Source organism: Corynebacterium sp. UMB8791, from assembly GCF_054166365.1.
On record NZ_JBSZCG010000125.1, the window covers coordinates 132,103 to 154,459 of the forward strand.

General features: G+C 54.9%; 23 protein-coding genes. 8 read left to right on the top strand and 15 right to left on the bottom strand.

Annotated features, from left to right (window positions below; genetic code table 11):
- Window positions 1-42: 42 nt before the first annotated feature.
- Window positions 43-591 carry a MarR family transcriptional regulator gene (locus ACXIUA_RS08075; protein ID WP_070362453.1) on the top strand — a complete coding sequence of 183 codons (549 nt, stop codon included), beginning with the start codon at window positions 43-45 and terminating at the stop codon, window positions 589-591.
- Here ACXIUA_RS08075 and ACXIUA_RS08080 read toward each other — a convergent pair.
- From ACXIUA_RS08080 to ACXIUA_RS08090, 3 genes are read right to left on the bottom strand one after another with little or no spacing between them, the layout of a single operon-like run.
- Window positions 569-1,774: an SPFH domain-containing protein gene (locus ACXIUA_RS08080; protein WP_176754853.1), complete on the bottom strand. Its 1,206-nt coding sequence runs from the start codon at window positions 1,772-1,774 to the stop codon at window positions 569-571. The two genes, ACXIUA_RS08075 and ACXIUA_RS08080, sit on opposite strands and share 23 nt — an antisense overlap.
- Entirely contained in the window at window positions 1,774-2,205 is a 432-nt protein-coding gene (locus ACXIUA_RS08085; protein ID WP_070977209.1) for an NfeD family protein, read from the bottom strand. Before ACXIUA_RS08085 ends, ACXIUA_RS08080 begins: the two co-directional genes overlap by 1 nt.
- Window positions 2,206-2,231: 26 nt before the next feature.
- Complete coding sequence (locus ACXIUA_RS08090) at window positions 2,232-3,077, bottom strand: DUF3097 domain-containing protein (protein ID WP_070477105.1); 846 nt, start codon at window positions 3,075-3,077, stop codon at window positions 2,232-2,234.
- A gap of 33 nt (window positions 3,078-3,110) precedes the next feature.
- Between ACXIUA_RS08090 and ACXIUA_RS08095 the strand changes: the two genes are divergently transcribed.
- Window positions 3,111-3,860, top strand: coding sequence for a hypothetical protein (locus ACXIUA_RS08095; protein WP_311474878.1), 750 nt, complete (start codon window positions 3,111-3,113; stop codon window positions 3,858-3,860).
- Here ACXIUA_RS08095 and ACXIUA_RS08100 read toward each other — a convergent pair.
- From ACXIUA_RS08100 to ACXIUA_RS08110, 3 genes are all read right to left on the bottom strand, one after another.
- Entirely contained in the window at window positions 3,850-4,902 is a 1,053-nt protein-coding gene (locus ACXIUA_RS08100; RefSeq protein ID WP_457976533.1) for a ferrochelatase, read from the bottom strand. The genes ACXIUA_RS08095 and ACXIUA_RS08100 overlap by 11 nt on opposite strands.
- 19 nt (window positions 4,903-4,921) lie before the next feature.
- Window positions 4,922-6,469, bottom strand: coding sequence for an NlpC/P60 family protein (locus tag ACXIUA_RS08105; RefSeq protein ID WP_070977206.1), 1,548 nt, complete (start codon window positions 6,467-6,469; stop codon window positions 4,922-4,924).
- Between the two features lie 547 nt (window positions 6,470-7,016).
- The gene (locus tag ACXIUA_RS08110) at window positions 7,017-7,502 is read right to left on the bottom strand and encodes an Rv1476 family membrane protein (RefSeq protein WP_457976534.1); all 486 of its coding nucleotides are present in this window, start codon (window positions 7,500-7,502) and stop codon (window positions 7,017-7,019) included.
- 288 nt (window positions 7,503-7,790) lie between these two features.
- Between ACXIUA_RS08110 and acnA the strand changes: the two genes are divergently transcribed.
- The 5 genes from acnA to ACXIUA_RS08135 all read left to right on the top strand — a co-directional run bounded on the left by acnA (window position 7,791) and on the right by ACXIUA_RS08135 (window position 13,695).
- Window positions 7,791-10,571: an aconitate hydratase AcnA gene (gene acnA / locus ACXIUA_RS08115; RefSeq protein ID WP_457976535.1), complete on the top strand. Its 2,781-nt coding sequence runs from the start codon at window positions 7,791-7,793 to the stop codon at window positions 10,569-10,571.
- A gap of 113 nt (window positions 10,572-10,684) precedes the next feature.
- Window positions 10,685-11,248, top strand: a complete 564-nt coding sequence (locus tag ACXIUA_RS08120; RefSeq protein ID WP_070362446.1) for a TetR/AcrR family transcriptional regulator — start codon at window positions 10,685-10,687, stop codon at window positions 11,246-11,248.
- A 26-nt stretch (window positions 11,249-11,274) separates the two neighbouring features.
- On the top strand, window positions 11,275-12,003 hold the full coding sequence (locus ACXIUA_RS08125; RefSeq protein ID WP_457976536.1) for a glutamine amidotransferase-related protein: 729 nt from the start codon (window positions 11,275-11,277) through the stop codon (window positions 12,001-12,003).
- A gap of 39 nt (window positions 12,004-12,042) precedes the next feature.
- On the top strand, window positions 12,043-12,312 hold the full coding sequence (locus tag ACXIUA_RS08130) for an ACT domain-containing protein (protein WP_070362444.1): 270 nt from the start codon (window positions 12,043-12,045) through the stop codon (window positions 12,310-12,312).
- Window positions 12,313-12,324: 12 nt separating this feature from the next.
- Window positions 12,325-13,695 carry a DUF711 family protein gene (locus ACXIUA_RS08135; RefSeq protein ID WP_457976537.1) on the top strand — a complete coding sequence of 457 codons (1,371 nt, stop codon included), beginning with the start codon at window positions 12,325-12,327 and terminating at the stop codon, window positions 13,693-13,695.
- Between the two features lie 18 nt (window positions 13,696-13,713).
- On the opposite strand, the gene ACXIUA_RS08140 is transcribed toward ACXIUA_RS08135, so the two are convergent.
- From ACXIUA_RS08140 to ACXIUA_RS08180, 9 genes are read right to left on the bottom strand one after another with little or no spacing between them, the layout of a single operon-like run.
- Entirely contained in the window at window positions 13,714-13,962 is a 249-nt protein-coding gene (locus ACXIUA_RS08140; protein ID WP_143000871.1) for a PLD nuclease N-terminal domain-containing protein, read from the bottom strand.
- A gap of 24 nt (window positions 13,963-13,986) precedes the next feature.
- Window positions 13,987-15,615 carry an ABC-F family ATP-binding cassette domain-containing protein gene (locus ACXIUA_RS08145; RefSeq protein WP_070362442.1) on the bottom strand — a complete coding sequence of 543 codons (1,629 nt, stop codon included), beginning with the start codon at window positions 15,613-15,615 and terminating at the stop codon, window positions 13,987-13,989.
- A gap of 44 nt (window positions 15,616-15,659) precedes the next feature.
- Window positions 15,660-16,052 carry a metal-sulfur cluster assembly factor gene (locus ACXIUA_RS08150; RefSeq protein ID WP_070362441.1) on the bottom strand — a complete coding sequence of 131 codons (393 nt, stop codon included), beginning with the start codon at window positions 16,050-16,052 and terminating at the stop codon, window positions 15,660-15,662.
- Window positions 16,053-16,064: 12 nt separating this feature from the next.
- Complete coding sequence (gene sufU / locus ACXIUA_RS08155) at window positions 16,065-16,508, bottom strand: Fe-S cluster assembly sulfur transfer protein SufU (protein WP_070362440.1); 444 nt, start codon at window positions 16,506-16,508, stop codon at window positions 16,065-16,067.
- 3 nt (window positions 16,509-16,511) lie between these two features.
- Window positions 16,512-17,783 carry a cysteine desulfurase gene (locus ACXIUA_RS08160; protein WP_252930870.1) on the bottom strand — a complete coding sequence of 424 codons (1,272 nt, stop codon included), beginning with the start codon at window positions 17,781-17,783 and terminating at the stop codon, window positions 16,512-16,514.
- Window positions 17,783-18,538: a Fe-S cluster assembly ATPase SufC gene (gene sufC, locus ACXIUA_RS08165; RefSeq protein ID WP_070362438.1), complete on the bottom strand. Its 756-nt coding sequence runs from the start codon at window positions 18,536-18,538 to the stop codon at window positions 17,783-17,785. Before sufC ends, ACXIUA_RS08160 begins: the two co-directional genes overlap by 1 nt.
- Before the next feature lie 23 nt (window positions 18,539-18,561).
- Window positions 18,562-19,734: a Fe-S cluster assembly protein SufD gene (gene sufD / locus ACXIUA_RS08170; protein WP_457976538.1), complete on the bottom strand. Its 1,173-nt coding sequence runs from the start codon at window positions 19,732-19,734 to the stop codon at window positions 18,562-18,564.
- Between the two features lie 5 nt (window positions 19,735-19,739).
- A complete protein-coding gene (gene sufB, locus ACXIUA_RS08175) occupies window positions 19,740-21,185 on the bottom strand; it encodes a Fe-S cluster assembly protein SufB (protein ID WP_070362436.1) in 1,446 nt (481 codons plus the stop codon).
- On the bottom strand, window positions 21,185-21,892 hold the full coding sequence (locus ACXIUA_RS08180; RefSeq protein WP_071572611.1) for a helix-turn-helix transcriptional regulator: 708 nt from the start codon (window positions 21,890-21,892) through the stop codon (window positions 21,185-21,187). Before ACXIUA_RS08180 ends, sufB begins: the two co-directional genes overlap by 1 nt.
- A 138-nt stretch (window positions 21,893-22,030) precedes the next feature.
- Between ACXIUA_RS08180 and mptB the strand changes: the two genes are divergently transcribed.
- A partial coding sequence (mptB, locus tag ACXIUA_RS08185; RefSeq protein WP_457976539.1) for a polyprenol phosphomannose-dependent alpha 1,6 mannosyltransferase MptB occupies window positions 22,031-22,357 on the top strand: 327 nt, incomplete at its 3' end.

Sequence of the window (22,357 nt, forward strand, 5' to 3'; positions counted from 1 at the left end):
GGCTCGAGCGTGTACTTTCTTGAAGCACGCTAGTATGTACGCATGATTGCTGTGCATGCACGTTACCGTGGTCGCGAAAAAGGTCGCGCCGCGTTCGTCGAGTCCTCGGCTCACGCGCTCTCGACGCTTCCGGGTGTTTCGCCGTTCGAAGTCATTGGCGTTGAGGATATCCGCACAACAGTGGATGGGCCGGAGACGGCACTTAACCTCATTATGGCGCTGCTGTCAGATGGTAATTGGGCTGTCGGCCTGGGAATCACGCGCAGGCGACGTGCAGAGTTTGCCGCCACTGAGGCTGTCGGCACACGTGCAGCGCAAGTGAAAGTTATCACGGATGCTCATGCGCCTGACACCGAGGCAGAAGATATCTCAGCGACGTTTGCCCTGCTGGCGCACATTCTGCATAAGCGAACGTTTGAAGGCCGCGAAGCCACATCGCTCGTGCGCTCTGGGCTCAACCAAAATGAAGCCGCAGCGCAGCTAGGTATTTCTAAACAGGCAATGAGCCAGCGCCTGCAGGCCGCCGGGTGGCAGGCCGAGCAGGCTGGCTGGAAACTCGCGCTACACCTTATGCGTCGCGCGAGTCATTAGATTCAATTGCCCGGTGCTCGCCCTTTTGGGCAACTTGCGGCGTTTCGGTTGGGGTAGAGACTTCGTCGAATGCGCTTGTCGGATCCGGGTCGTCGACGTGTTTGTTCGCGACGGCACGCGCCTCTGCAAGTGCCCGAGCAAGTTCAGGATCAGTGGAGGTATCAAACCACTGGTCCGTGCTGTCGTCTTCGCCGGCCATAGCGCGCGTTTGTGAATCTGCACGCTGGGGTTCGTAGCGGAACACTCCGTCGCTGTCCTTGCCAGCGAACGCCTTGGCGAACTGCTCCAAAGAATCGCCAAAGCTGTTCGGAATCATCCACATCGTTGATGCTTCATTGGCCGCGATCTTAGGCAGCTTCTCCAGGTACTGGTACGCAAGCATCTCCGGCGTCACCTCTGAGGACTTGATCGCCGCGTTGACTTTCTGAATGGCTCGCGCTTCACCTTGCGACTCAAGATATTTCGCCGCACGCTCGCCTTCCGCGCGTAGAATCATCGCCTGACGCTCAGCTTCAGCCGCGAGAATAGCAGCGTGCTTCTCGCCTTCAGCAGAGAGGATTCGTGCCTGCTTTTCACCTTCGGCAGTCTTGATGTCCGACTCGCGCTTACCTTCAGCGGTAAGAATCATGGCGCGCTTTTCGCGGTCGGCTTTCATCTGCATTTCCATCGATTGCTGAATCGATGGTGGCGGATCAATCGCTTTCAGCTCAACGCGGCTAATACGCAATCCCCACTTGGCGGTAGCAGCGTCAAGCTCACCCCTCAGACGCCTGTTAATAGTTTCTCTCGAGGTCAGCGTTTCCTCAAGCGTCATCCCGCCGACGACATCACGCAACGTCGCGACGGATATTTGCTCAACACCTACCAAGTAATTATCGACGCCGTAAATAGCCTTTGCCGGATCGTTAATCTGAAACGTCACCACAATATCAATTGCGACGGTGAGGTTGTCCTGCGTAATTACTGCTTGCGGAGGAAACGAAACGACCCTCTCGCGCGTATCAACGCGCGCTCTAACACGATCAATAAACGGCACCAGTAGTGTTAGCCCACCGGAAACGGTCCGTGTATAGGACCCCAGACGCTCAATAACTGCTGACTCACCTTGCGGGATTAGCTTCACAGATGCGAGCAGCACCGCGATTACCAAGATGAGCAGCAGCCCCAGTATTACCAAGGCCATTATGGCGACTCCTTCCATACGACGGCGATTGGGCCGTCAATATCTGAAACGATGACTGTGGAACCAGACTTAATGGTGTGGCTTGGATCAATTGCTCTCGCGGACCAAAGCGATCCGTCCAGTTGAATCTGACCGCTGCTCGGCGTGATCTCCTCAACCACTTGTGCACTCGCGCCAATGAGTGATTGGCCAAGCTCCCCCACCGCAGATGGGCGGCGCAAGCGCCTGTGCAAGTAAGGCCGGAGGAGGAACCAGAAACCGGCCGAAGCAACTACAAACGCCCCGATTTCAACCCCCAAAGGCACCCCGGCAAGCGCAATAGCAGACGTAGTAAGCGCCCCTGCTGCAATCATGAGGAACGTGAACTCCCCTACGGCGAGTTCAGCAACTGCGAATGCTACGGCAATGCCTAGCCAAATAAGACTACCCACGGCTTCACTATACAAAAACGATTCGGTCAGCAGTCGGATTTCTTAAGCTGCGGATTGGTGACAAAATCCACGAGTCGCTCAACTGCGCCGATAAGGGTGGAATCAAGATCTCGGTATGTCTCGACAGCATCGTAGACACGCCGCCAGCCATCCTTCGGGCTGCCCCACCCGGCGCGTTGGCATACCCCTGTCTTCCAATCCTCTCCGTAAGGCACCTTTGGCCAGTTCTTCAACCCAACTCGTTCCGGCTTGACGGCTTCCCAAATGTCGATGTATGGGTGGCCTGTGACAAGTACGTGTGGACCTACCCCCTCGACGAGGCGGGACTCTTTTGTGCCTTCGATGAGGTGGTCAGCAAGCACACCGATGCGTCGCCCCGGTCCCGGGTGGAACTCCTCCAGTCTGTCGCTCAAGTTGTCAAGCCCCTCAAGATACTCAACGACGACACCTTCGACTTTGAGGTCGTGCCCCCATACCTTCTGTACGATAGCGGCGTCGTGAATACCTTCCACCCAAATTCGGCTTGGCTGCGCAACTTTCGCTTTCGCGTTAGCTACTTTCCGTGAACCGGAGTTTGAGTGGGTGCTCGATTCCTGCTGCGGAGCGACATAGCGGTGTAAGGAGACTCGCTGTCCCTCTACTTCGAAGGCTCCGGGAAGCATCTTAAAAAGGCGTTGTTGCCCGTGCCTGTCCTCGAGACGAACGAAATCACCGTCGTACGTACGCTCAAAACCAACTACGGCTCCCACGAATTCGTCGCCCACAATCTCAACGATGATGCCCGGCTCTGCGGGGATGCTGGGATACTTGGGCTTCTTGTTGCGCGAATGCCCTTGGAAAATATCTCCGCTGTAACGATTATCCGGTGTCATAGTGGCACTAGTCTATCGGTTACCATCAGACGAATGAATCTTCGCGCGCATGTTTACTCGCCACTGCAAAACACTGCGGTGTGGATCGCAGCGTGGTTGTATCACGTGACGTCGACAGACGAAACGCTCGCAGCACTTGACGAGCTCGGTGGAGGCCACCATTATGGCACCGGTGGGGGCGTGGAATTGCTCACCGAAATTCGCAGGGTGGCTCATCTTGAGTCCCGCGAGCCGGTCGTGCGGCTAGTCCTAGGTGGAGCGGGCGACACTCCTGCTCTGTGGGCTCATACAGCAGCGGCGGAAGCAATGACGGATGCAGGAGCCTTGATCATCATCGGTGCAGAAGGGCTCTATCACATTCTCATTCCGAGCTTCGAAACAGACGGCGTGCACTGGCGTTGGTTCGAGGATTATCGACGCCCACCCGAACCAGACTGGCTATCTCCTGGTGAGGCCGACCAAATGCTGAGAAGCGCAACAGATCAAGCTGCGATGATGATTGAGGCCGTCGCCCAGCCCAACGAAACGCTGTCCTCACCCCGACTGACGGTCGGCCATATCACCGATTTCTATGACACCCCAGGATTGCCAATTGCCACCACGCCAAGGGCAGCTCAGATTTTTGCGCGCGCGGATAGAGTCTCGGCGATCGTCGAGACGGTGACAGACCGGCTGGGAGATCACTCTTTTGATCAACACTTGCTCGTATTGGGAAGGAGCATCCGAAGAGCGCGAACAGCAGGCGTTGCGGAAGCCGTTCGCGATTTTCGGGCTACTCGGTAACGCGCGGACGAATCGGAGCGCAGCAATCAGTGTGGCAAGGAACACCATTTTCGGTGCAGCCCTGCACCGAAATCGTGGACAGCGTAGGAGGCGTCGCGCCGCGGCTAATGCATTCTGCAATGTCAACGATCATCGATGCGAACCGCGGCTCGAGACCGATAGTCGGGACCCTGGTGAATTCAACGCCGAGCTTGTCGCACTCAGCCTTCAATTCGGTATCGAGATCCCACACAACCTCCATATGGTCAGTCAAGAACCCGATCGGCACGCAAACGATGTGAGTGACTCCCTGTTGGTGGAGCTCCTTGACGCGGTCGATGATATCGGGCTCTAGCCACGGAGTCTGCGGGTTGCCGGAACGCGATTGCCAAACGTTTTCGTAAGTCTCTACTCCTGCATGCTCTGCGACGAGGCGCGAAGCCTCAAGGACCTGTCGCGAGTAAAGATGTGCGTCCTCGTGGCCGCCAGCGGCGGCATCTGCAGCTGTGGGAATTGAGTGCGCCGAGAAGAGGATCCGGGTCGTTCGCAAAGCCTTGTCATCAAGTGACTCCATTGCTTGCTTCAACGAATCACCCATGAGCCGGACAAACGTTGGGTGCCCGTAGAACTGCCACAGTTTTGTGAAATGCAGCTCAGGGTGTGCCTGGTGCAACCGAGCAATATCCTCATCATACTGACGGCAAGCGGAGTAACCGCCCCAAGCGCTCGTAGCGAAAACGAGGATGTTCCGATGCCCAGCTTCTGAGATTTCGCGTGCGGTATCTTCTGCGAAAGGATGCCAATTCCGATTTCCGAAATAGACCGGAAGATTCTGCCCCCGCCTACTCAGCTCGGCACGAAGCTGCTCGATGATTTCTAGATTTTGGCCATTAATTGGGCTCACTCCACCGAAGTGGAAATAGTGCTCACCAACTACTTTCAACCGCTCTTTCGGGATGCCCCTGCCGCGTGTGACATTTTCGAGGAATGGAATTACTTCGTCCTCCCCTTCTGGTCCACCGAAAGAGAGCACGAGCAACGCATCGAAATTTTTGAATGCCATGGGGAATGATTCTAATGAACTAAAGCAGACGGACTGCATTCGCTGACATACCAGACCAACGAACTGGAGCAATCTGAACATTCTGGCCAGCTTGGGGAGCCTCGATCATCATGCCGTCGCCGAGGTAAATTGCCACGTGCTGACTGCCGCCAGGGCCCCAGAACAAGAGATCGCCACGTTGTGCTTCACTCGGCGCAACTGGAGTTCCTCGCTGGTACTGGTAGCCCGTGTAGTGCGGCAGCGAAATTCCTACGCCAGCAAAGGCGTAGAGTACAAGCCCAGAGCAATCGAATCCAGACATGCTCCCGCCATTCACACCCACGGTTGGACCATTCGCGTCACCACCGCCCCAAACATACGGCGTACCGATCATCGCTTCGGCACGTGCGATTACTGTCTCTACAGACGAGGAATTTGCCGACGGTGCTAAGGCAGACCGAACTTCATTCGTAATCGACTCGAAAGTGCCAACTGCAGGAACGACCTGCGACAGATCGGAAGTAGCAGAGTCAGGCTGACCAGCGGAGGAATCAGCAGCCAGAACACTATTTAGCCCCTGTGCGAAAGCAGCAATGACGTCACTTGTGCTCGAGCCTCCATAGGGGTTCGCTGTTTCGCTGTGATCAGGCTGAGAGGAACCAACGAGGGCTTCAGAAGCGACGATGGTTGCCGCTTGGGTCAGCAAGTCAGTGACATCGCTCCCCTCGGAGTACTCGAGCCGCGGCGTATCTGCCTGGTTGGAGACCTCCACATATCCACCTGTACGCTGCGCCGTATTCACGGCTTGTACTAGTGCTTGTTCATTTGGAACCTCAGCTCCGGGGGCAATTTCGTTCATTCGTTCTTCGACGGCGTCAAGAAGCTCAGGCGAAACCTCATACGTTTCAGCTGGAGTCTCCTGAACCTCAGCTGACTGCGGCGCAGGGCTATTTGAGATGCCACGTTCCTGCGCGACGTCGCTCTCGATGCTGTTCAACTCCGCAGATGCAGCCTCGCGCTGCTCAATGACATCGTCTAGTTGTGAAGACAGAGAGGCAAGCTCATCACGCGTAGCGGATTCTGCGGCCGCAGCTTCGTCCGCAGCCTGCTGCGCAACTTCACTGGCCTGACGCTGCAGAGATTCATCGTTCGCAGCCTCGAGGCGTGCTTGCTCAACTTCGGCGAGCTTTTGCTGTTTTTCCTCGCTTCGTTGACGGAGAAAGAGTGAACGGTCAAGTACATCCTTTTGCGATTGCTCTCCACCGAGTGCCTGAATCGGGCTTCCACCAGCGGAGTTGCGATACTGCGACCGAGTCACTGCGGATAGCTCAGCACGAGCTTTCTCAACTGCCGCCTGCGATTCCTCCAGACGACGCTTCGCCTCCTCAGCACCGCGGCGTGCCTGCTCAGAACGAGACTGAGCATCATGGAGGTCTACAAAAGCACGATTTGCCGCTTCCCGTAGTTGACCAATTTTCAGGTCTAGTTCGGCGATCTCAGCTTGCGATGCTGAAAGCTTGGCTACTAGAGCAGACGCAGTTGACTGCGCTGCGGGAGCAGCAACAGCAGGGCCCACAGGAGAGCTCAATGAAAAAGCCAACGCGAAACTGGTTGAACAAGCAAGGGTGCTGGACCAAACCTGGCGAGCACGCGTTCGCGTGCTCTTCGACGGGGTAACCACGAAGGTGCTCCTCACGCCGCACCCAACATCAACTCATGCAAAGTCTCACGCCGGGCAAGCAAGCGAGTGACTAGCTCGCTGTCAGGCAAACCCGACCTGTGAAGACTCCGCGTGCTGAGACGAGTACGGCTCTGTTAAATCGACTACTGAAAACAGCCTCACGGTTGTGTACGACGCAAACATAGACGTGGTTTGACTGGACCACACGTGTCAAAAGTCAGTGCAACTTCCTTGACTAGAGGAAAGCTCTGGCACGTTTGCAACACACCTCAGCTCATGAGGCAACAAACAAACCATACGACACTTAACTGATTTGTTACACAAACTTTATCTTCAGTAACAAAAGTTAAGGATTTTCACTTGACGACGAGAGCTCTAACCTTGGATTATGCAGGCACAAAAGTAGCAGTGTGATTATCGTCACTTAAAAGTCGCTAATCGAAACGTCAAGGCTCTACGCCTGACGCCAATTCTGGATAGCGGTAGCTCCACACGTGACGATGAGGACTACTGCAACCGCAATCAATACCGAAATCCAATCAAGCGGCCTAGAGGATGCCTCTTGCAGAAACTGCGCCACCCCATCTTCGTAGCTTGAGGCCCGTACAGAGGCGAGCTGGCCAGCCTCGATTGAGGACCGTGGAAACTTTTCTGATGCAGCAATGGCGACATCGGGCGTTCGGATATAGATAGTTTCGATTCCGGTGGCAAGATTGAGGTCTTGCGCCAGATCTCTTAACTCAGGAATGCGGGGAGGCGTCGAGTCGAGAAAAACGAGCCCCACATTAAGGCCAGAATGATCATGCGTGCTCGACAAGGTGGAAGATAGTGACTGTTCCAGGCTGCCGGTGCCTTCATTGGCAGTCTCGAATGCGATACCGTCAATATTGAGCTGATCTACAAGGCTATCGAATCGTGGGTCTGGATTTTGGTATTGCATGTCGCGGCTACATTCCTCTGTGGTCGATGGGCCCCTCATTCTATCCTGTATGGCGATAGTCACCTTGTACTCCCCCGTACAGTTCGCCTTAACTGCGGAGATTGTTGGGTTGTGCCCCAAATGGGGGGTTTAGCTCCATTTTTTCTCAAATCTTCCCTGTTGGACAACAAACATTACATCCGTACTGTTATCATTGCTACGCATAGGCGGTTAATCGCATATCTTTGAGGTTGACCGTTTGGACCTTGTTCCAATTTATCTGGTTTACGACGAGAAACGGAGCTTACTGTGACCGAAAGCAAGAACTCCTTTAACGCCAAGAAGTCGCTTCAGGTCGGCGAGAAGTCTTATGACTACTTCGCACTTGATGCGGTTGAAGGCATGGAGAAACTTCCATACTCCCTCAAGGTTCTTGGTGAAAACCTCCTCCGCACTGAGGATGGCAAGAACGTGACCAAGAAACACATCGAGGCTATTGCGAACTGGGATCCAGATGCCGAGCCATCTGTAGAAATTCAGTTCACCCCTGCCCGCGTCCTTATGCAGGACTTTACCGGTGTTCCTTGTGTCGTGGACCTGGCCACCATGCGTGAGGCAGTTTCCACACTCGGCGGTGATCCTGATCAGGTCAACCCGCTGAACCCAGCCGAGATGGTCATCGACCACTCTGTGATCATTGAGGCGTTCGGTTCCACCAACGCTCTCGACAAGAACGTCGCAATCGAGTACCAACGCAACGAGGAGCGCTACCAGTTCCTGCGTTGGGGCGCTGAGAACTTCTCGAACTTCCGCGTTGTGCCACCGGGGACCGGTATCGTTCACCAGGTCAACATTGAGTACCTCTCCCGTGTTGTATTCGATAACGATGGCGTTGCATACCCAGACACCTGTATTGGTACCGACTCCCACACCACCATGGAAAATGGCCTTGGCATCCTGGGCTGGGGCGTTGGCGGTATTGAGGCTGAGGCTGCAATGCTTGGCCAGCCAGTTTCGATGTTGATCCCACGCGTTGTCGGATTCAAGCTCACCGGTGAGATTCCTGCCGGCGTCACCGCTACCGATGTTGTGTTGACGATTACCGAGATGCTGCGCGAGCACGGCGTGGTTCAGAAGTTCGTCGAGTTCTACGGCAATGGTGTAAAGCAGATCCCGCTTGCAAACCGTGCGACGATCGGCAACATGTCGCCTGAGTTCGGCTCCACCTGTGCGATCTTCCCAATCGATGAAGAGACCATCAACTACCTGCACCTTACCGGTCGTTCCCAGGAGGACATCGACCGTGTGGAGGCATACGCGAAGGCTCAGGGCATGTGGCTTGAGCAGGACGCTCCAGAGGCGAAGTACTCCGAATACTTGGAGCTTGATCTCTCAACGGTCGTTCCGTCAATCGCTGGCCCGAAGCGTCCGCAGGACCGCATCCTCCTGTCCGAATCCAAGGACACCTTCCGTAAGCAGCTGCCGGACTACAACGATGCTAGCAACGAGACCTTTGAGCCAGTTCGTGCGGCGAAGGTTGAGACAGTTGACTTCAATCAGTCCTGGCCTGCAAATGGAGAATCTGCAGCAGTCGGCGCAGAGGGTCGTGCTTCGAAGCCCGTTATCGTTGAGTCGCCGCAGGGTGGCGAGTACACCCTGGATCACGGCATGGTTGCGATTGCAGCTATTACTTCCTGCACCAACACTTCCAACCCATCGGTCATGGTTGGCGCTGCTCTGCTCGCACGCAAGGCTGCGGAAAAGGGTCTGAAGGCGAAGCCATGGGTTAAGACAATCATGGCACCGGGTTCCCAGGTTGTCGACGGCTACTACGAACGCGCCGATCTCTGGAAGGACCTCGAGGCTGTGGGCTTCTACCTCACCGGCTTCGGCTGTGCATCCTGCATCGGTAACTCTGGTCCTCTGCCAACAGAGGTCTCCGACGCTATCAACGAATACGACCTGACCGCGACCGCAGTCCTGTCTGGTAACCGTAACTTCGAGGGCCGCATTTCTCCTGACGTCAAGATGAACTACTTGGCTTCGCCTCTGCTCGTCATCGCCTACTCCATCGCTGGCACGATGGACTTCGATTTCGAGACTCAGCCACTTGGCCAGGACCAGGATGGCAACGACGTCTTCCTGAAGGATGTATGGCCATCAACTGAGGAGATTGAATCCACCATTGCTGGCACAATTTCCCGTGAGATGTACGAGGCTGACTACGCCGACGTCTTCAAGGGCGACAAGCAGTGGCAGGATCTGGATATCCCAACTGGCAAGACATTCGAGTGGAACGACGATTCCACGTACATCCGCAAGGCCCCGTACTTTGACGGAATGCCGGCTGAGCCAAACGATGTTTCGGACATCGATGGTGCTCGCGTCCTTGCTAAGTTGGGTGACTCTGTAACGACGGACCACATCTCCCCTGCTTCGTCCATCAAGCCAGGTACGCCGGCAGCAAACTACCTCGATGCAAACGGCGTCAAGCGCCAGGACTACAACTCCTTCGGCTCACGTCGTGGTAACCACGAGGTCATGGTTCGCGGTACCTTTGCCAACATCCGTCTCCGCAACGAGCTTGTTGAAGACGCTGGTGGCTACACTCGCGACTTCACCCAGGAAGGTGCACCGCAGGCATTCATCTACGATGCCGCACAGAACTACCAGGCCGCTGGTATTCCGCTTGTCGTTCTGGCAGGCAAGGAATACGGCACTGGTTCTTCCCGCGACTGGGCTGCAAAGGGCACGAAGCTGCTCGGCGTCCGCGCTGTCATCGCTGAGTCCTTCGAGCGTATTCACCGTTCGAACCTCATCGGCATGGGCGTGCTTCCACTGCAGTTCCCAGAAGGAAAGTCTCACGCATCGCTCGGGCTCGACGGCACAGAGACGATCTCCATTAGCGGCATCACAGCGTTCAATGAGAACGGAACGATCCCTGAGACCGTCCGTGTATCCGCAACGAAGGATTCCGGCGAGACCGTAGAATTCGACGCTGTAGTCCGCGTAGATACACCAGGTGAGGCTGAATACTACCGTCACGGCGGTATTTTGCAGTACGTTCTTCGCCAGATGGTCAAGAACTAACACCGTAGTTACGTAACACGCTTGAGGGGTCTCCGCGGTATGTGGTGACCCCTTAAGTCTTTCTTTTTCTCCAATGCAATTATTAAGTAGCTCGAAAGGTTGGGCGCCTGACTATGCCGATCATTAGTGATGCAGAGCTCGCGCGGCGTCGCAAAGAAATCTTGGATGCGTCGAGAGCATGCTTCGCCAAGTATGGGTTTGAAGGAGCTACCGTAGCTCGTTTGGAAAAGGCCACTGGCAAAACGCGTGGTGCTATTTTTCATCACTTCGTAGACAAGGAAACGTTGTTTCTCGCCATCGCCAGCGAGGACGCTGAACGCCAAGCTGAGGTAGTTAGCCGACAGGGGCTCGTAGAAGTTATGCACGACCTCTTGCAACATCCGGAAGAAAATGACTGGTTCGTGACGCGTTCTGAGATTGTTCGAAAGCTCCGCACGGATCCTGCATTTGAGGCTCGGTGGAGGAAGCACCAGGAAGTACTTGATGAGGCCGTGCGGAAAAGGCTGGAATCGAATACGGCGATGCGGCAAGATGTGCCAATTGAAGTAATGCAGACCTATCTAGAGACAGTTCTGGAAGGGTTCATAATCAAATTGGCCGCAGGTGAGCCACCAGAGCAGCTGGAAGCAATGCTAGACGTTGTCGAGCAGTCTGTTCGATCTTCAGTTTCTAGCTAGCTACCGGGCGATATAGACTGTTCGTCATGTCTAAGTTGCTTATGGTGTCGCTGCGAAATGGTGAGATCGGTGCTGACGTTGCTCACGCCGAGTACAACGACGTACTCAAAGCGACGAAGATGGATCGGACAGCTATAGAGCTCTGTCATATCTCTGACGAGCACGCCCAGCTGAAGTCACTGGATTCAGTTGAAGGCGTGATCGTTGGAGGTTGTTCTTTAAACGTTTCAGATGCACATACCTCAGCGTGGGCGCAGCATGTAGATGCTGTGCTCACTGAGGTTGTGGAATCTGGAAAACCCGTGTTCTTCGTTTGTTTCGGAACGAGCTGGCTGGTGCACTACCTCGGAGGAAACATCGTTCACACGCATCCAGAGGACTCTGGCCCGACACAGGTTTCGCTTTCAGACGCCGGTAAACGTGACGTACTGCTTCAGGGGTTCCCAGGGAACTTCACAGCGCTGACCGGACATACCGAGAATCCTGACGAGTCCACCCTCCCGCCCTCACTTGAGATATTGGCAGTTGGGAATAGTAGTCCGGTTCAGATGATTCGGTACGGTGATCATGTTTGGGCGACGCAATTTCATGCGGAGATGGATGCCAAAGCAATGCAGACTCGTATGGACTTCTTCGCTAACTATGGGTACTTCTCTCCGGAAGACTACGACAAGATCGTAAAGGGGCTGCCTCTTCACGATGTTTCGTGGGCAAACAGAATTTTACAATCATTTACGCAATACTGCGTGGGTTGAGTAGAAACAACTTGTTTCTGGTAGCTAGAATTCCTACTTATGCATGCAATCATCACAACCACAGGTAAAGACCGTGTAGGCATCATCGCAGGAGTTGCGATCGCCGCGGCTGAGGTAAACCTCAATATCGTAGATGTTTCCCAAACTCTCATGGATGACTTCTTCACCATGATCATGCGTGTGGAACTTCCCGAAGGCGATGTAAACATGGAATCACTGCAAACTCACCTTTCAGCAGCTGGTGAATCTTTGGGGGTCATTGTTCGGATCCAGTCCGAGGACCTTTTCACCGCCATGAACGAAATCTAGGGAGGGGTTGCTGTGGCTGTTGATTTTGATTTCAAGTCCCAACACATTCTTGACGTCATCAAGATGATTGAGGACTACCGGCTGGACATTCGTACTGTAACAATGGGAATCTCACTCATCGGTTGTACACGTCCCACTATGGATGCAACGTGCCAGTCGGTCTACGACAGAGTGACGACGAAGGCAGCCCGTCTGGTAGAAGTTTGCCAGGACATTGAACGCGAACTCGGTATTCCCATTGTGAACAAGCGAGTCTCCGTTTCTCCCATTGCTTTGGTCGCAGCTGGGGTGGACGGCAATCCGGTCGACATTGCAAAAGCGCTTGACAAAGCGGCGGGTGAGCTGGGAGTCAACTTCGTAGGTGGTTACTCGGCGCTCGTTGAAAAGGGGGCAACCACCTCTGATATGCGTCTCATCGAGTCCATTCCGGAGGCATTGACCGTCACGGAGAACGTGTGTGGCTCGGTGAACATCGCTACTTCCCGTGCTGGTATCAACATGGATGCTGTCGCGAAGATGGGGCGCGTCGTGAAAGAGGCAGCGGAGCTGACCAAAGACCGTTCTTCGATTGCGTGCGCAAAGCTTGTTGTGTTCGCAAATGCTGTGGGTGATAACCCATTTATGGCCGGAGCGTTCCATGGCATTGAGGAGCCTGACGCGGTTGTTTCAGTTGGTGTATCAGGCCCTGGTGTCGTCGACAATGCGATCCAGCGGCTCGGAAAAGCCAGCTTGAACGAGGTAGCTGAAGAGATCAAGAAGGCTGCGTTCAAGATCACCCGCGCAGGCCAGCTGGTTGGCAACCTTGCTTCAGAACGTCTCGGAGTGCCATTTGGCATCGTCGATCTCTCCTTGGCACCGACCGCTGAAGTTGGTGACTCCGTTGCGCATATCCTCGAACACATGGGGCTAGAGCAGGTTGGCACGCACGGCACGACGGCTGCGCTCGCGCTTCTTAACGACGCCGTCAAAAAAGGCGGCATGATGGCCTGCTCCCGTGTCGGAGGGCTTTCTGGATCCTTTATTCCGGTTTCGGAAGATAAGGGCATGATCGACGCGGTCCGCGCTGGATCCATCAGTATGGACAAGCTCGAAGCGATGACGTCGATCTGCTCTGTCGGGTTTGACATGATCGCCATCCCCGGCGACACCTCGGCGGAAACGATCGCGGGGATGATCGCTGATGAGGCTGCAATCGGCGTCATGAACCATAAGACCACCGCAGCGCGCCTCATCCCCGTACCGGGCACCAAGCCGGGCGACGAGGTGAACTTCGGTGGCCTCCTCGGCTACGCCCCTGTAATCGAGGTAGGTACAAAACAAAATACGGAGTTTATTCAGCGCGGTGGCTTCATCCCTGCGCCGGTCCACGGGTTCCGGAATTAAACACCCCAGCGGTGGGGCTTACTTCCTCCCGAAGAGGAAGTAAGCAATCCATCCAAACATATTCACGCCGCCCACGGCAGGACCCCATACCCACTTCGAGCCGCGGATTTTCCGGTTATCAGTCCTGGCCAAATGAACTAGCGCCGTAATTTTGCCCAGTAAATCGATGGAGGCGAGCGATGCAATGAGCCTGCGCTCCTGCGCGGACATGCCGCTCCAGCTATTACGTACGTCAAGTAACAGTGTTTCGAATCGTGTCGTATTCACGACCTCCACGTTACACTGAGTCGACTACGCCAATTCGACGATCTCCATATACTCGTCGCTCCACAGGTCTTCATCGCCTTCAGGCATGATGATCACTCGCTCTGGCTCGAGTGCTTCGACAGCTCCAGGGTCGTGCGTGACGAGAACGACAGCGCCGGTATAGGTTTTCAGCGCATCCAATACTTGCTGTCGGGACTGCGGATCCAAGTTGTTTGTCGGCTCGTCAAGAAGAAGGACATTTGCGCGCGAGGAAACGAGCGTTGCCAGCGCTAACCTCGTTTTCTCACCACCAGACAGTGTTCCAGCTGGCTGGTCTAGCTTGTCTCCCGAGAACATGAACGCCCCGAGTAGACCGCGTAGATCCTGCTGCCCTGCATCGGGGCAGGCTTCGATCGTGTTCTCCCACACTGTTTTGTTACCGTCGATCGTGTCGTGCTCCTGGGCGAAGTACCCGATCTTGAGGCCATGCCCTGACACGATTCCGCCTTCCCCATCCGTGCGTTCAACGCCAGCAAGTAACTTGAGCAGCGTCGTCTTGCCTGCACCATTGGTGCCAAGCACTACAACTCGGGATCCTTTATCAACAGCTAGATCGACGCCAGCGAACACTTCGAGGGAGCCATACATTTTGGTAAGGCCCTTGCCAAACAAGGGTGTCTTGCCGCATGGTGCTGGCTTCGGAAAGGAAATAGACGCTACTTTATCCGCTACACGAATGTCATCAAGCTCACCCATCATGCGCTCAGCGCGAGCAAGCATCTGTTTAGCAGCTGCAGCCTTCGTCGCCTTCGCTCCGAGTTTGGCCGCTTGTTTTTGCAGTGCGGAAGCTTTCTTTTCCGCATTAGCGCGTTCACGGCGGCGTCGTGCTTCATCGAGTGCCCTGGCATCCTGGTACTTCTTGAAGCCCATGTTGTAGACATCAGCCTCAGCGCGCACTGCATCAAGGAACCAAATCTTATTGCATACTGCCTCAAGCAACTCAACATCGTGCGAAATCATGATCAAGCCACCATCGTGCTTGCTCAAGAACGAACGCAGCCATGTAATAGAGTCCGCGTCGAGGTGGTTAGTGGGCTCGTCGAGAAGCAGTGTGGTTTGGGACTTTCCAGAACCCGCCCGAGAGGCGAAAAGGATCTGTGCCAACTCCACGCGACGGCGTTGACCACCGCTGAGGGTACTGAGCTGTTGGTCGAGCACTCGTGCTGGAAGCCCGAGGTTGTCACATATCTGCGCAGCCTCTGCGTTCGCCTCGTAACCGCCTAGCGCGTGGTACTGCTCTTCGAGCCGGGAAAACTTCTCGATTGCTTTATCACGGGTCGCACCATCTGACTCTTCCATGATGGAACGCTGCCGATCCATCGAGCGTTGGATCTGATCAAGGCCTCGCGCCGAAAGAACGCGATCTCGGGCACTCTGCTCGATATTGCCTTCTTTGGAGTCTTGTGGCAGGTATCCGATCTCGCCAGTACGAGTAACCGTGCCCGCGTAGGGTTCTGTTTCTCCTGCGAGGATTCGCATCGTAGTGGTCTTCCCGGCACCATTTCGGCCGACGAGACCGATTCTGTCACCAGGTTGAACACGGAGATGCTGCCCAGGCGCTTCGAGAAGCGTCCGGGCTCCTACACGGACTTCGAGATCATTAGTAACAATCACAAAGGGTTACTCTACAAGGCCGCGTGAGTAGACGAAAACGTGGTCTAAACAGCGAAACCTAGTGCACGCAACTGCTCGCGCCCTTCTTCCGTAATCATCTGCGGTCCCCATGGTGGCATCCACACCCAATTGATGACGACTTCATCACACACAGTATTCGTCGTGATAGCGTGATCAGCTTGTTCTTCGATGACATCGGTAAGCGGGCAAGCCGGCGAAGTCAACGTCATGTTGACGACTGCTCGGTGGACATTATCGTTAGTTTCTACCCACACGTCATAGACAAGTCCAAGGTCAACAACATTGATACCCAACTCGGGGTCAATGACGTCGTGTAGGTACTCCTCTACTTCACCACAGATTTTGAGCTGTTCCTCGGTCTGTGCTGGCCGCTCGTCGCCATCGCCAAGGTTCGAAGTGTGATCGTTATCCACCATACTTTCGCCTTTCTATTTGTCTAACGCCTCGGACGTGGCGGCTTCAAATGCTTTCCAGCCCAACAACGCACACTTGACGCGAGCTGGGAACTTAGAAACACCTGCGAACGCAATGCCATCGCCGATGGCTTCCGGATCCCCTTCTTTGGTCCCGCGAGAGGTGATCATTTCCTCAAACGAGTGCAACTTTTCCATCGCATCCGCAACAGGTAGCCCCACCAGTTCTTCTGTCATCACACTGGTTGAGGCTTGGGAGATCGAGCAACCTTGAGCATCGTAAGAGACGTCTTCAACCGTCTTTCCGTCGGCAGACAGGTGCACACGCAGCGTCAGCTCATCACCGCAAGATGGGTTGACGTGGTGCACCTCCGCTTCGTACGGTTCGCGCAGCCCCTTATGCCGTGGGTTCTTGTAATGGTCCAAGATTACTTCTTGGTACATAGACTCTAGGTTCATCGTCTAGGAATCCTCCTCGACTCCGAAGAAGCGGCGCGCTTCGCGAATGGCTTCAACCAAGGCGTCTACTTCCTCTTTGGTGTTGTACAGGTAGAAACTTGCTCGAGAGGTTGCCTGCACCTCGAGTTCTCTGTGAGCGGGCCACGCGCAGTGGTGGCCGGTGCGGATAGCAACACCGTGAGCATCAAGCACCTGTCCTAAATCATGCGGATGCACGCCATCGACGGTAAAAGCGATCGCACCGCCGCGCTGTTCAGCCACCGCAGGACCAGCGATAACTAATCCTGGAATCTCTTGCATTCGTTCCAGGGCATACTCCGTCAACATATGCTCGTGGCGTTGGACATTTTCCATTCCGATGGATTCCAAGAACTCGACGGCAGCACCAAGGCCAACGACCTGGCTTGTCATCTGCGTGCCAGCTTCGAACCGTTGGGGCGTCGGCGCATACGTCGAAGAGTCCATCTTGACGATCTCGATCATGGATCCACCTGTCAAAAATGGTGGAAGTTCCCTGAAGATCGACTTTCTCGCGTATACGGCGCCCACACCAGAAGGTCCACACATCTTATGCCCTGAGAACGCTGCAAAGTCGACGTCAAGCTCGTGAAAGTTAACAGGCATATGCGGAACAGATTGGCACGCATCAAGGACCGTGAGTGCTCCTACTGCGCGAGCACGCCTCACGATTTCATCGACGTCCGCTACTGCACCAGTTACGTTTGATTGGTGCGTGAACGCAACAACTTTTACAGTATCGTCGAGTTCCAAGCTGTCAAGGTCGATGCGTCCATCAGCAGTCATCGAGTACCACTTGAGCGTTGCTCCAGTGCGGCGGGCCAGTTCTTGCCAAGGCACGAGGTTCGCGTGGTGCTCCAGTTCAGTGACAACAATCGTGTCTCCGCGTTTGATCTGGTGCTTACCGGCACGATCATCACCAAGAACATATGCGACGAGGTTCAGAGCCTCAGTAGCGTTCTTCGTGAATGCAATCTCCTCCCCGTCAGCACCAACAAAGTTAGCGATACGCTCACGGGCAGTTTCATAAGCGTCTGTCGCCTCCTCAGCCAGTTGGTAGGAGCCACGATGGACTGGTGCAAATGTGTTCAGGACGAATTCTTGCTCAGCGTTCCACACAGACTGCGGACGCTGGGACGTAGCCCCGGAGTCCAAATAGACGAGGGGCTTCCCATCGCGCACGGTCCGACTCAGGATCGGGAACTCTGCGCGAATCGCGTCTGTGTTCAGTGTTCCATCGGAATGTAAGTATCCCATTAGATGAACTTTTCGTATCCCTCTGCCTCGAGAACATCAGCCAACGAGGCGTCGCCAGTCTGGATGACCTTGCCATCCGAGAAGATGTGAATGAAGTCAGGCTTCACATACTCCAGGATCCGCTTGTAGTGGGTGATCATTAGGACACCGCCGTTGGTTTCTTCCTGGTAGCGGTTGATCCCCTCGGATACGATTCGCAGCGCATCGACGTCAAGGCCGGAGTCCGTTTCGTCCATCACAGCAAACTTCGGCTTGAGCAACGACAACTGCATGACCTCATGTCGCTTCTTCTCACCGCCAGAAAAGCCTTCGTTGACCGAACGCTCAGTGAAGGAAGAGTCCATCTTCAACAAGTCGCGAGCATCATTGAGTTCACGAACCCAATCGCGAAGCTTCGGCGCTTCCCCACGAACAGCAGTCACAGCAGAGCGCATAAAGTTCGAAGAAGAGACGCCCGGCACCTCAACTGGGTACTGCATTGCCAGGAAGAGTCCGGCGCGAGCGCGTTCGTCGATATCCATCTCGAGGATGTTCTCACCATCGAGGAGTACTTCGCCTTCAGTAACTTCGTAGCGTGGATGACCAGCGAGCGTGTAGGCCAGCGTGGACTTACCGGAACCATTCGGCCCCATGATGGCGTGAGTCTCTCCGCCCTTAATAGTGAGGTTTACGCCCTTGAGAATCGGCGTTGGCTCTTGACCTTCCTCGGTCGGCAGGACGTTTGCGTGGAGGTTCTTGATTTCCAGGGTAGACATTGTTTTACTGATTCCTTTTCGTTTTACTGGTTCGTTTGCTCGAGCTCTCCGGCCACACGTGCAACGAGTTCTTCACGGAGGTCTTCGAGCGGGACCTGATTGAGGACCTCGTTAAAGAATCCGCGAATGATCAAGCGCGTGGCTTCGTCCTCAGGGATGCCCCTGGACCGGAGATAAAACACTTGCTCGTCATCGAAGCGACCAACGGTTGCGGCATGGCCGGCTCCAGCGATTTCACCAGTCTCGATCTCGAGGTTTGGAATTGCGTCAGCGCGAGCACCATCCGTCAAGACCAGGTTCCGGTTCGTTTCATATGTATCTGTGCCGTGCGCGCCTGCGCGAATCAGCACATCACCGACCCAGCAGGTTCGTGCTTCTGGCAGATCCGACGCCTTGTCGCCTTGCAACGCACCCTTGTACAGCACGTTCGACCGGCAGTTCGGAACGCTGTGGTCGACCAGCATACGGTTTTCGATGTACTGACCCGCGTCCGCAAAGTAAACGCCGTTGAGCTCGACGTCTGCACCCGGAGCTTGGAACTTTACGCGTGGGGTGATGCGCACGATCTCGCCACCGAACGCTGCGACGTTGTGGCGCAGTACCGAATCGCGCTCCATCAAGATGGACTGTTGACCAATGTGCACTGCGTCCAGATCCCAGTCCGTATCTACGACTGCGCGTACGTGCGCGCCTGCGCCGATATGCCAATTGACGTTGTCTGCATGCACACCTGTGCCGGTGTACTTGACAACGATGTCAGCCTCTGCATGCGTCCCAACTTCAAAAAGGATCGTTGCAAAGGACGTCACGCCGGCGCCGGCACCAGTGATGGTGACGGTGATGGGCTTGGACAGCTTGCTGTTACCAGGCACGGTAATCAAGGTGCCGGTTTTCGCGCTCGACCATGCTTGTGCAGCAACGCGGTCTACGGGCGCGCCGGCTACTTTGAGCTGATCGTCAGCTGCGTCAAGCTCCGTGACGACGACCTCATCTGGCGCATCAATCGTGATCTGGGCGTCAGCCTGTTGCGGGAACTCCCCGTTGTGCAGACCTCGGATGCGGCGAAGTGGAATGAACCGCCAGACTTCGTCACGTCCACGTGGAACGGGAAAATCCTCAACATTGAACGACGAAAACAGATCTCCCTTGTTGTTGTGAGGAGTTGCATTCGATACGGGATTAATCGTTGAAGTCATGGTGATTAGCCCACTGATCCTTCCATTTGCAATTCAATCAGACGGTTGAGCTCCAGGGCGTACTCCATCGGGAGCTCCTTGGCAATAGGCTCGACGAAGCCACGGACAATCATCGCCATAGCTTCTTCTTCGGCAATACCGCGGGACATCAGGTAGAACAGCTGCTCTTCAGAGACCTTGGAGACTTTCGCCTCGTGTCCGAGCGTAACCCGATCGTTCCTAATGTCGTTGTACGGGTAAGTGTCAGAACGAGAAATGTCGTCGACAAGCAACGCATCGCACTCAACGTTCGAGGCGGAATCATGTGCGTTTGCGTTGATCTGTACCAGGCCGCGGTAGGCCGCGCGTCCGCCACTGCGCGCAACTGACTTTGAAACGATTGAACTCGAGGTGTGCGGAGCCATGTGTGTCATCTTGGCACCCGTGTCCTGGAACTGTCCTTCACCAGCAAATGCGACGGAAAGCACTTCGCCACGGGCATACTCGCCAGTCATCCAGACTGCTGGGTACTTCATCGTCACCTTTGAACCGATATTGCCGTCGACCCACTCCATCACTGCGCCCTCTTCGGCCTTAGCGCGCTTGGTGACGAGGTTGTAAACGTTGTTCGACCAGTTCTGGATCGTGGTGTACCGGCAGCGGCCACCTTTCTTCACGATGATTTCAACGACCGCGGAGTGAAGCGAGTCGGACTTGTAAATCGGGGCGGTGCATCCTTCTACGTAGTGGACGTAGGCGTCCTCATCAACGATGATGAGCGTGCGCTCGAACTGGCCCATGTTCTCGGTATTAATACGGAAGTATGCCTGGAGCGGGATATCGACGTGGACGCCCGGCGGAACATAGATAAACGAACCGCCTGACCATACTGCCGTATTCAGAGCTGAGAACTTGTTATCGCCAGCGGGGATGACCGAGCCGAAGTACTCCTTAAAGATGTCCTCGTGCTCGCGAAGCGCGGTGTCAGTGTCTACGAAGATGACACCCTTCTTTTCGAGATCCTCACGAATCTGGTGGTAGACAACCTCAGATTCGTACTGCGCAGCAACACCAGCGACTAGGCGCTGCTTTTCTGCCTCAGGAATGCCAAGCTTGTCGTACGTATTCTTAATGTCTTCAGGAAGGTCATCCCAGCTCGTAGCTGGTTGCTCCGTAGAGCGGACATAGTACTTAATGTTGTCAAAGTCGATGCCACTCAGGTCTGCGCCCCAAGTCGGCAGTGGCTTCTTTTCAAAAATGTCCAAAGCCTTGAGGCGCTGTTCCAGCATCCATTCTGGCTCTTCCTTAATGCCAGAAATGTCCTTGACTACCCCAGCGTTAAGACCACGCTTTGCTGCCTGCCCGGCAGCGTCTGGGTCGTGCCACCCGTAGTTGTAGCTACCGATTGACTCGATAATCTCTTCGTCGTTCATTGGTTTCTCTAAACCGGGTGCGGGATTAGCTTTCGTCATTATTTTCCGCTCCTTTCAGATACGTTATTTTTCGGCCCGTGAACAGCAGCGAGTGGAATGTTTGTTGTGCAGACACCATTGCCCTCTGTAATGGAGGCAAGTGGTTGGATATGTCGGCCTACGATCTTAGCGATCATTTCTTGCTCTGCTTCGCAAATTTCGGGATGCGCAGACGCTACTTGTGACACCGGGCAGTGATGCTGACAAATTTGAATTCCAGTTCCTGCCTGAGTCACCGAGGCAACATAGCCGTGACGCTCTAAAACGGACACGACTTCGAGCACGACTGATTCAAGGTCGCCACTGCTTGATCGCTCCGAAATCGGCTCCACTTCTTCAAGGATGCGTTCAATCCTAGTTTTGGCGAACTCTTTGACTGCTTCATGGCCGCCAAGTTCTTCAAGAGCTTCGATTGCATCAAGCGCCATATTCTCATAGTTGCTACCGAAGCTTTCTCGGCCTTCTTCCGTCAAGCAGTAGTGCTTCGCGGGACGGCCTCGCGGTGGCTCTTCTCCAGCAACCGGCAGTGGCTCACACGTCTCAATGAGTCCAGCCTCAGTGAGCTTATCCAGGTGCCGACGGATACCGGCAGCTGAAATTCCAGTTTGCTCACCAAGCGTTGATGCAGTCACCGGTCCGCTTTTCAGCAAGAGCGCCATCACTCGCTTGCGAGTGCCACCGTCAACTGACCGCGCTTGGTTCAACACTGGCTCACCTCGCTTCGATCTGCTTTGATCTCTGACTTTCCAACCGATTGGCTGTACACCGACCGGCCTTTACACAACACTACTGTGTCCTAATTCAATGTGCACGTTTAACCCGGTCGTTCGGCTACAATCTTGCCTGTGTTGTTCCAGGATTCACCGATAAAGTCTTTGCTTGATGCGTTTCCTCGCATCGGCAAGCCTGGATCACGGTCGGCTGGGCTCCACCGAGTCTCTAAAGAGGTTTGGCGAGGACAAGACTTTCGTTCAACCAACTACGCTGAGCAGAACCGGTTCGCCGTACTTCGATGGCTGGGTTTGGTCGGCACACTTCTCATTGGCTTGGGAGGCCTCGGGGGCGGGGCCTTGCCGGTCGTCGATAATCCTTGGTTCTCTCTGCCTGGCGGGGCCTTGCTTGGCCGAATGATGCAAGCATCGTCTTCCATAGTTCTGTTCGGAGTAGGACTC

What these genes read in the sequence shown, in the direction of transcription:
- ACXIUA_RS08125 (WP_457976536.1), top strand. Translation starts at nt 11,275, where the DNA reads ATGTCTAAGTTGCTTATGGTGTCGCTGCGAAATGGTGAGATCGGTGCT.
- ACXIUA_RS08150 (WP_070362441.1), bottom strand. Translation starts at nt 16,052, where the DNA reads ATGGTGGATAACGATCACACTTCGAACCTTGGCGATGGCGACGAGCGG.
- sufC (WP_070362438.1), bottom strand. Translation starts at nt 18,538, where the DNA reads ATGTCTACCCTGGAAATCAAGAACCTCCACGCAAACGTCCTGCCGACC.
- ACXIUA_RS08090 (WP_070477105.1), bottom strand. Translation starts at nt 3,077, where the DNA reads ATGACACCGGATAATCGTTACAGCGGAGATATTTTCCAAGGGCATTCG.
- sufB (WP_070362436.1), bottom strand. Translation starts at nt 21,185, where the DNA reads ATGACGAAAGCTAATCCCGCACCCGGTTTAGAGAAACCAATGAACGAC.
- ACXIUA_RS08100 (WP_457976533.1), bottom strand. Translation starts at nt 4,902, where the DNA reads ATGGCATTCAAAAATTTCGATGCGTTGCTCGTGCTCTCTTTCGGTGGA.
- sufD (WP_457976538.1), bottom strand. Translation starts at nt 19,734, where the DNA reads ATGACTTCAACGATTAATCCCGTATCGAATGCAACTCCTCACAACAAC.
- ACXIUA_RS08120 (WP_070362446.1), top strand. Translation starts at nt 10,685, where the DNA reads ATGCCGATCATTAGTGATGCAGAGCTCGCGCGGCGTCGCAAAGAAATC.
- ACXIUA_RS08130 (WP_070362444.1), top strand. Translation starts at nt 12,043, where the DNA reads ATGCATGCAATCATCACAACCACAGGTAAAGACCGTGTAGGCATCATC.
- sufU (WP_070362440.1), bottom strand. Translation starts at nt 16,508, where the DNA reads ATGAACCTAGAGTCTATGTACCAAGAAGTAATCTTGGACCATTACAAG.
- ACXIUA_RS08075 (WP_070362453.1), top strand. Translation starts at nt 43, where the DNA reads ATGATTGCTGTGCATGCACGTTACCGTGGTCGCGAAAAAGGTCGCGCC.
- ACXIUA_RS08160 (WP_252930870.1), bottom strand. Translation starts at nt 17,783, where the DNA reads ATGGGATACTTACATTCCGATGGAACACTGAACACAGACGCGATTCGC.
- ACXIUA_RS08080 (WP_176754853.1), bottom strand. Translation starts at nt 1,774, where the DNA reads ATGGCCTTGGTAATACTGGGGCTGCTGCTCATCTTGGTAATCGCGGTG.
- ACXIUA_RS08110 (WP_457976534.1), bottom strand. Translation starts at nt 7,502, where the DNA reads ATGCAATACCAAAATCCAGACCCACGATTCGATAGCCTTGTAGATCAG.
- ACXIUA_RS08095 (WP_311474878.1), top strand. Translation starts at nt 3,111, where the DNA reads ATGAATCTTCGCGCGCATGTTTACTCGCCACTGCAAAACACTGCGGTG.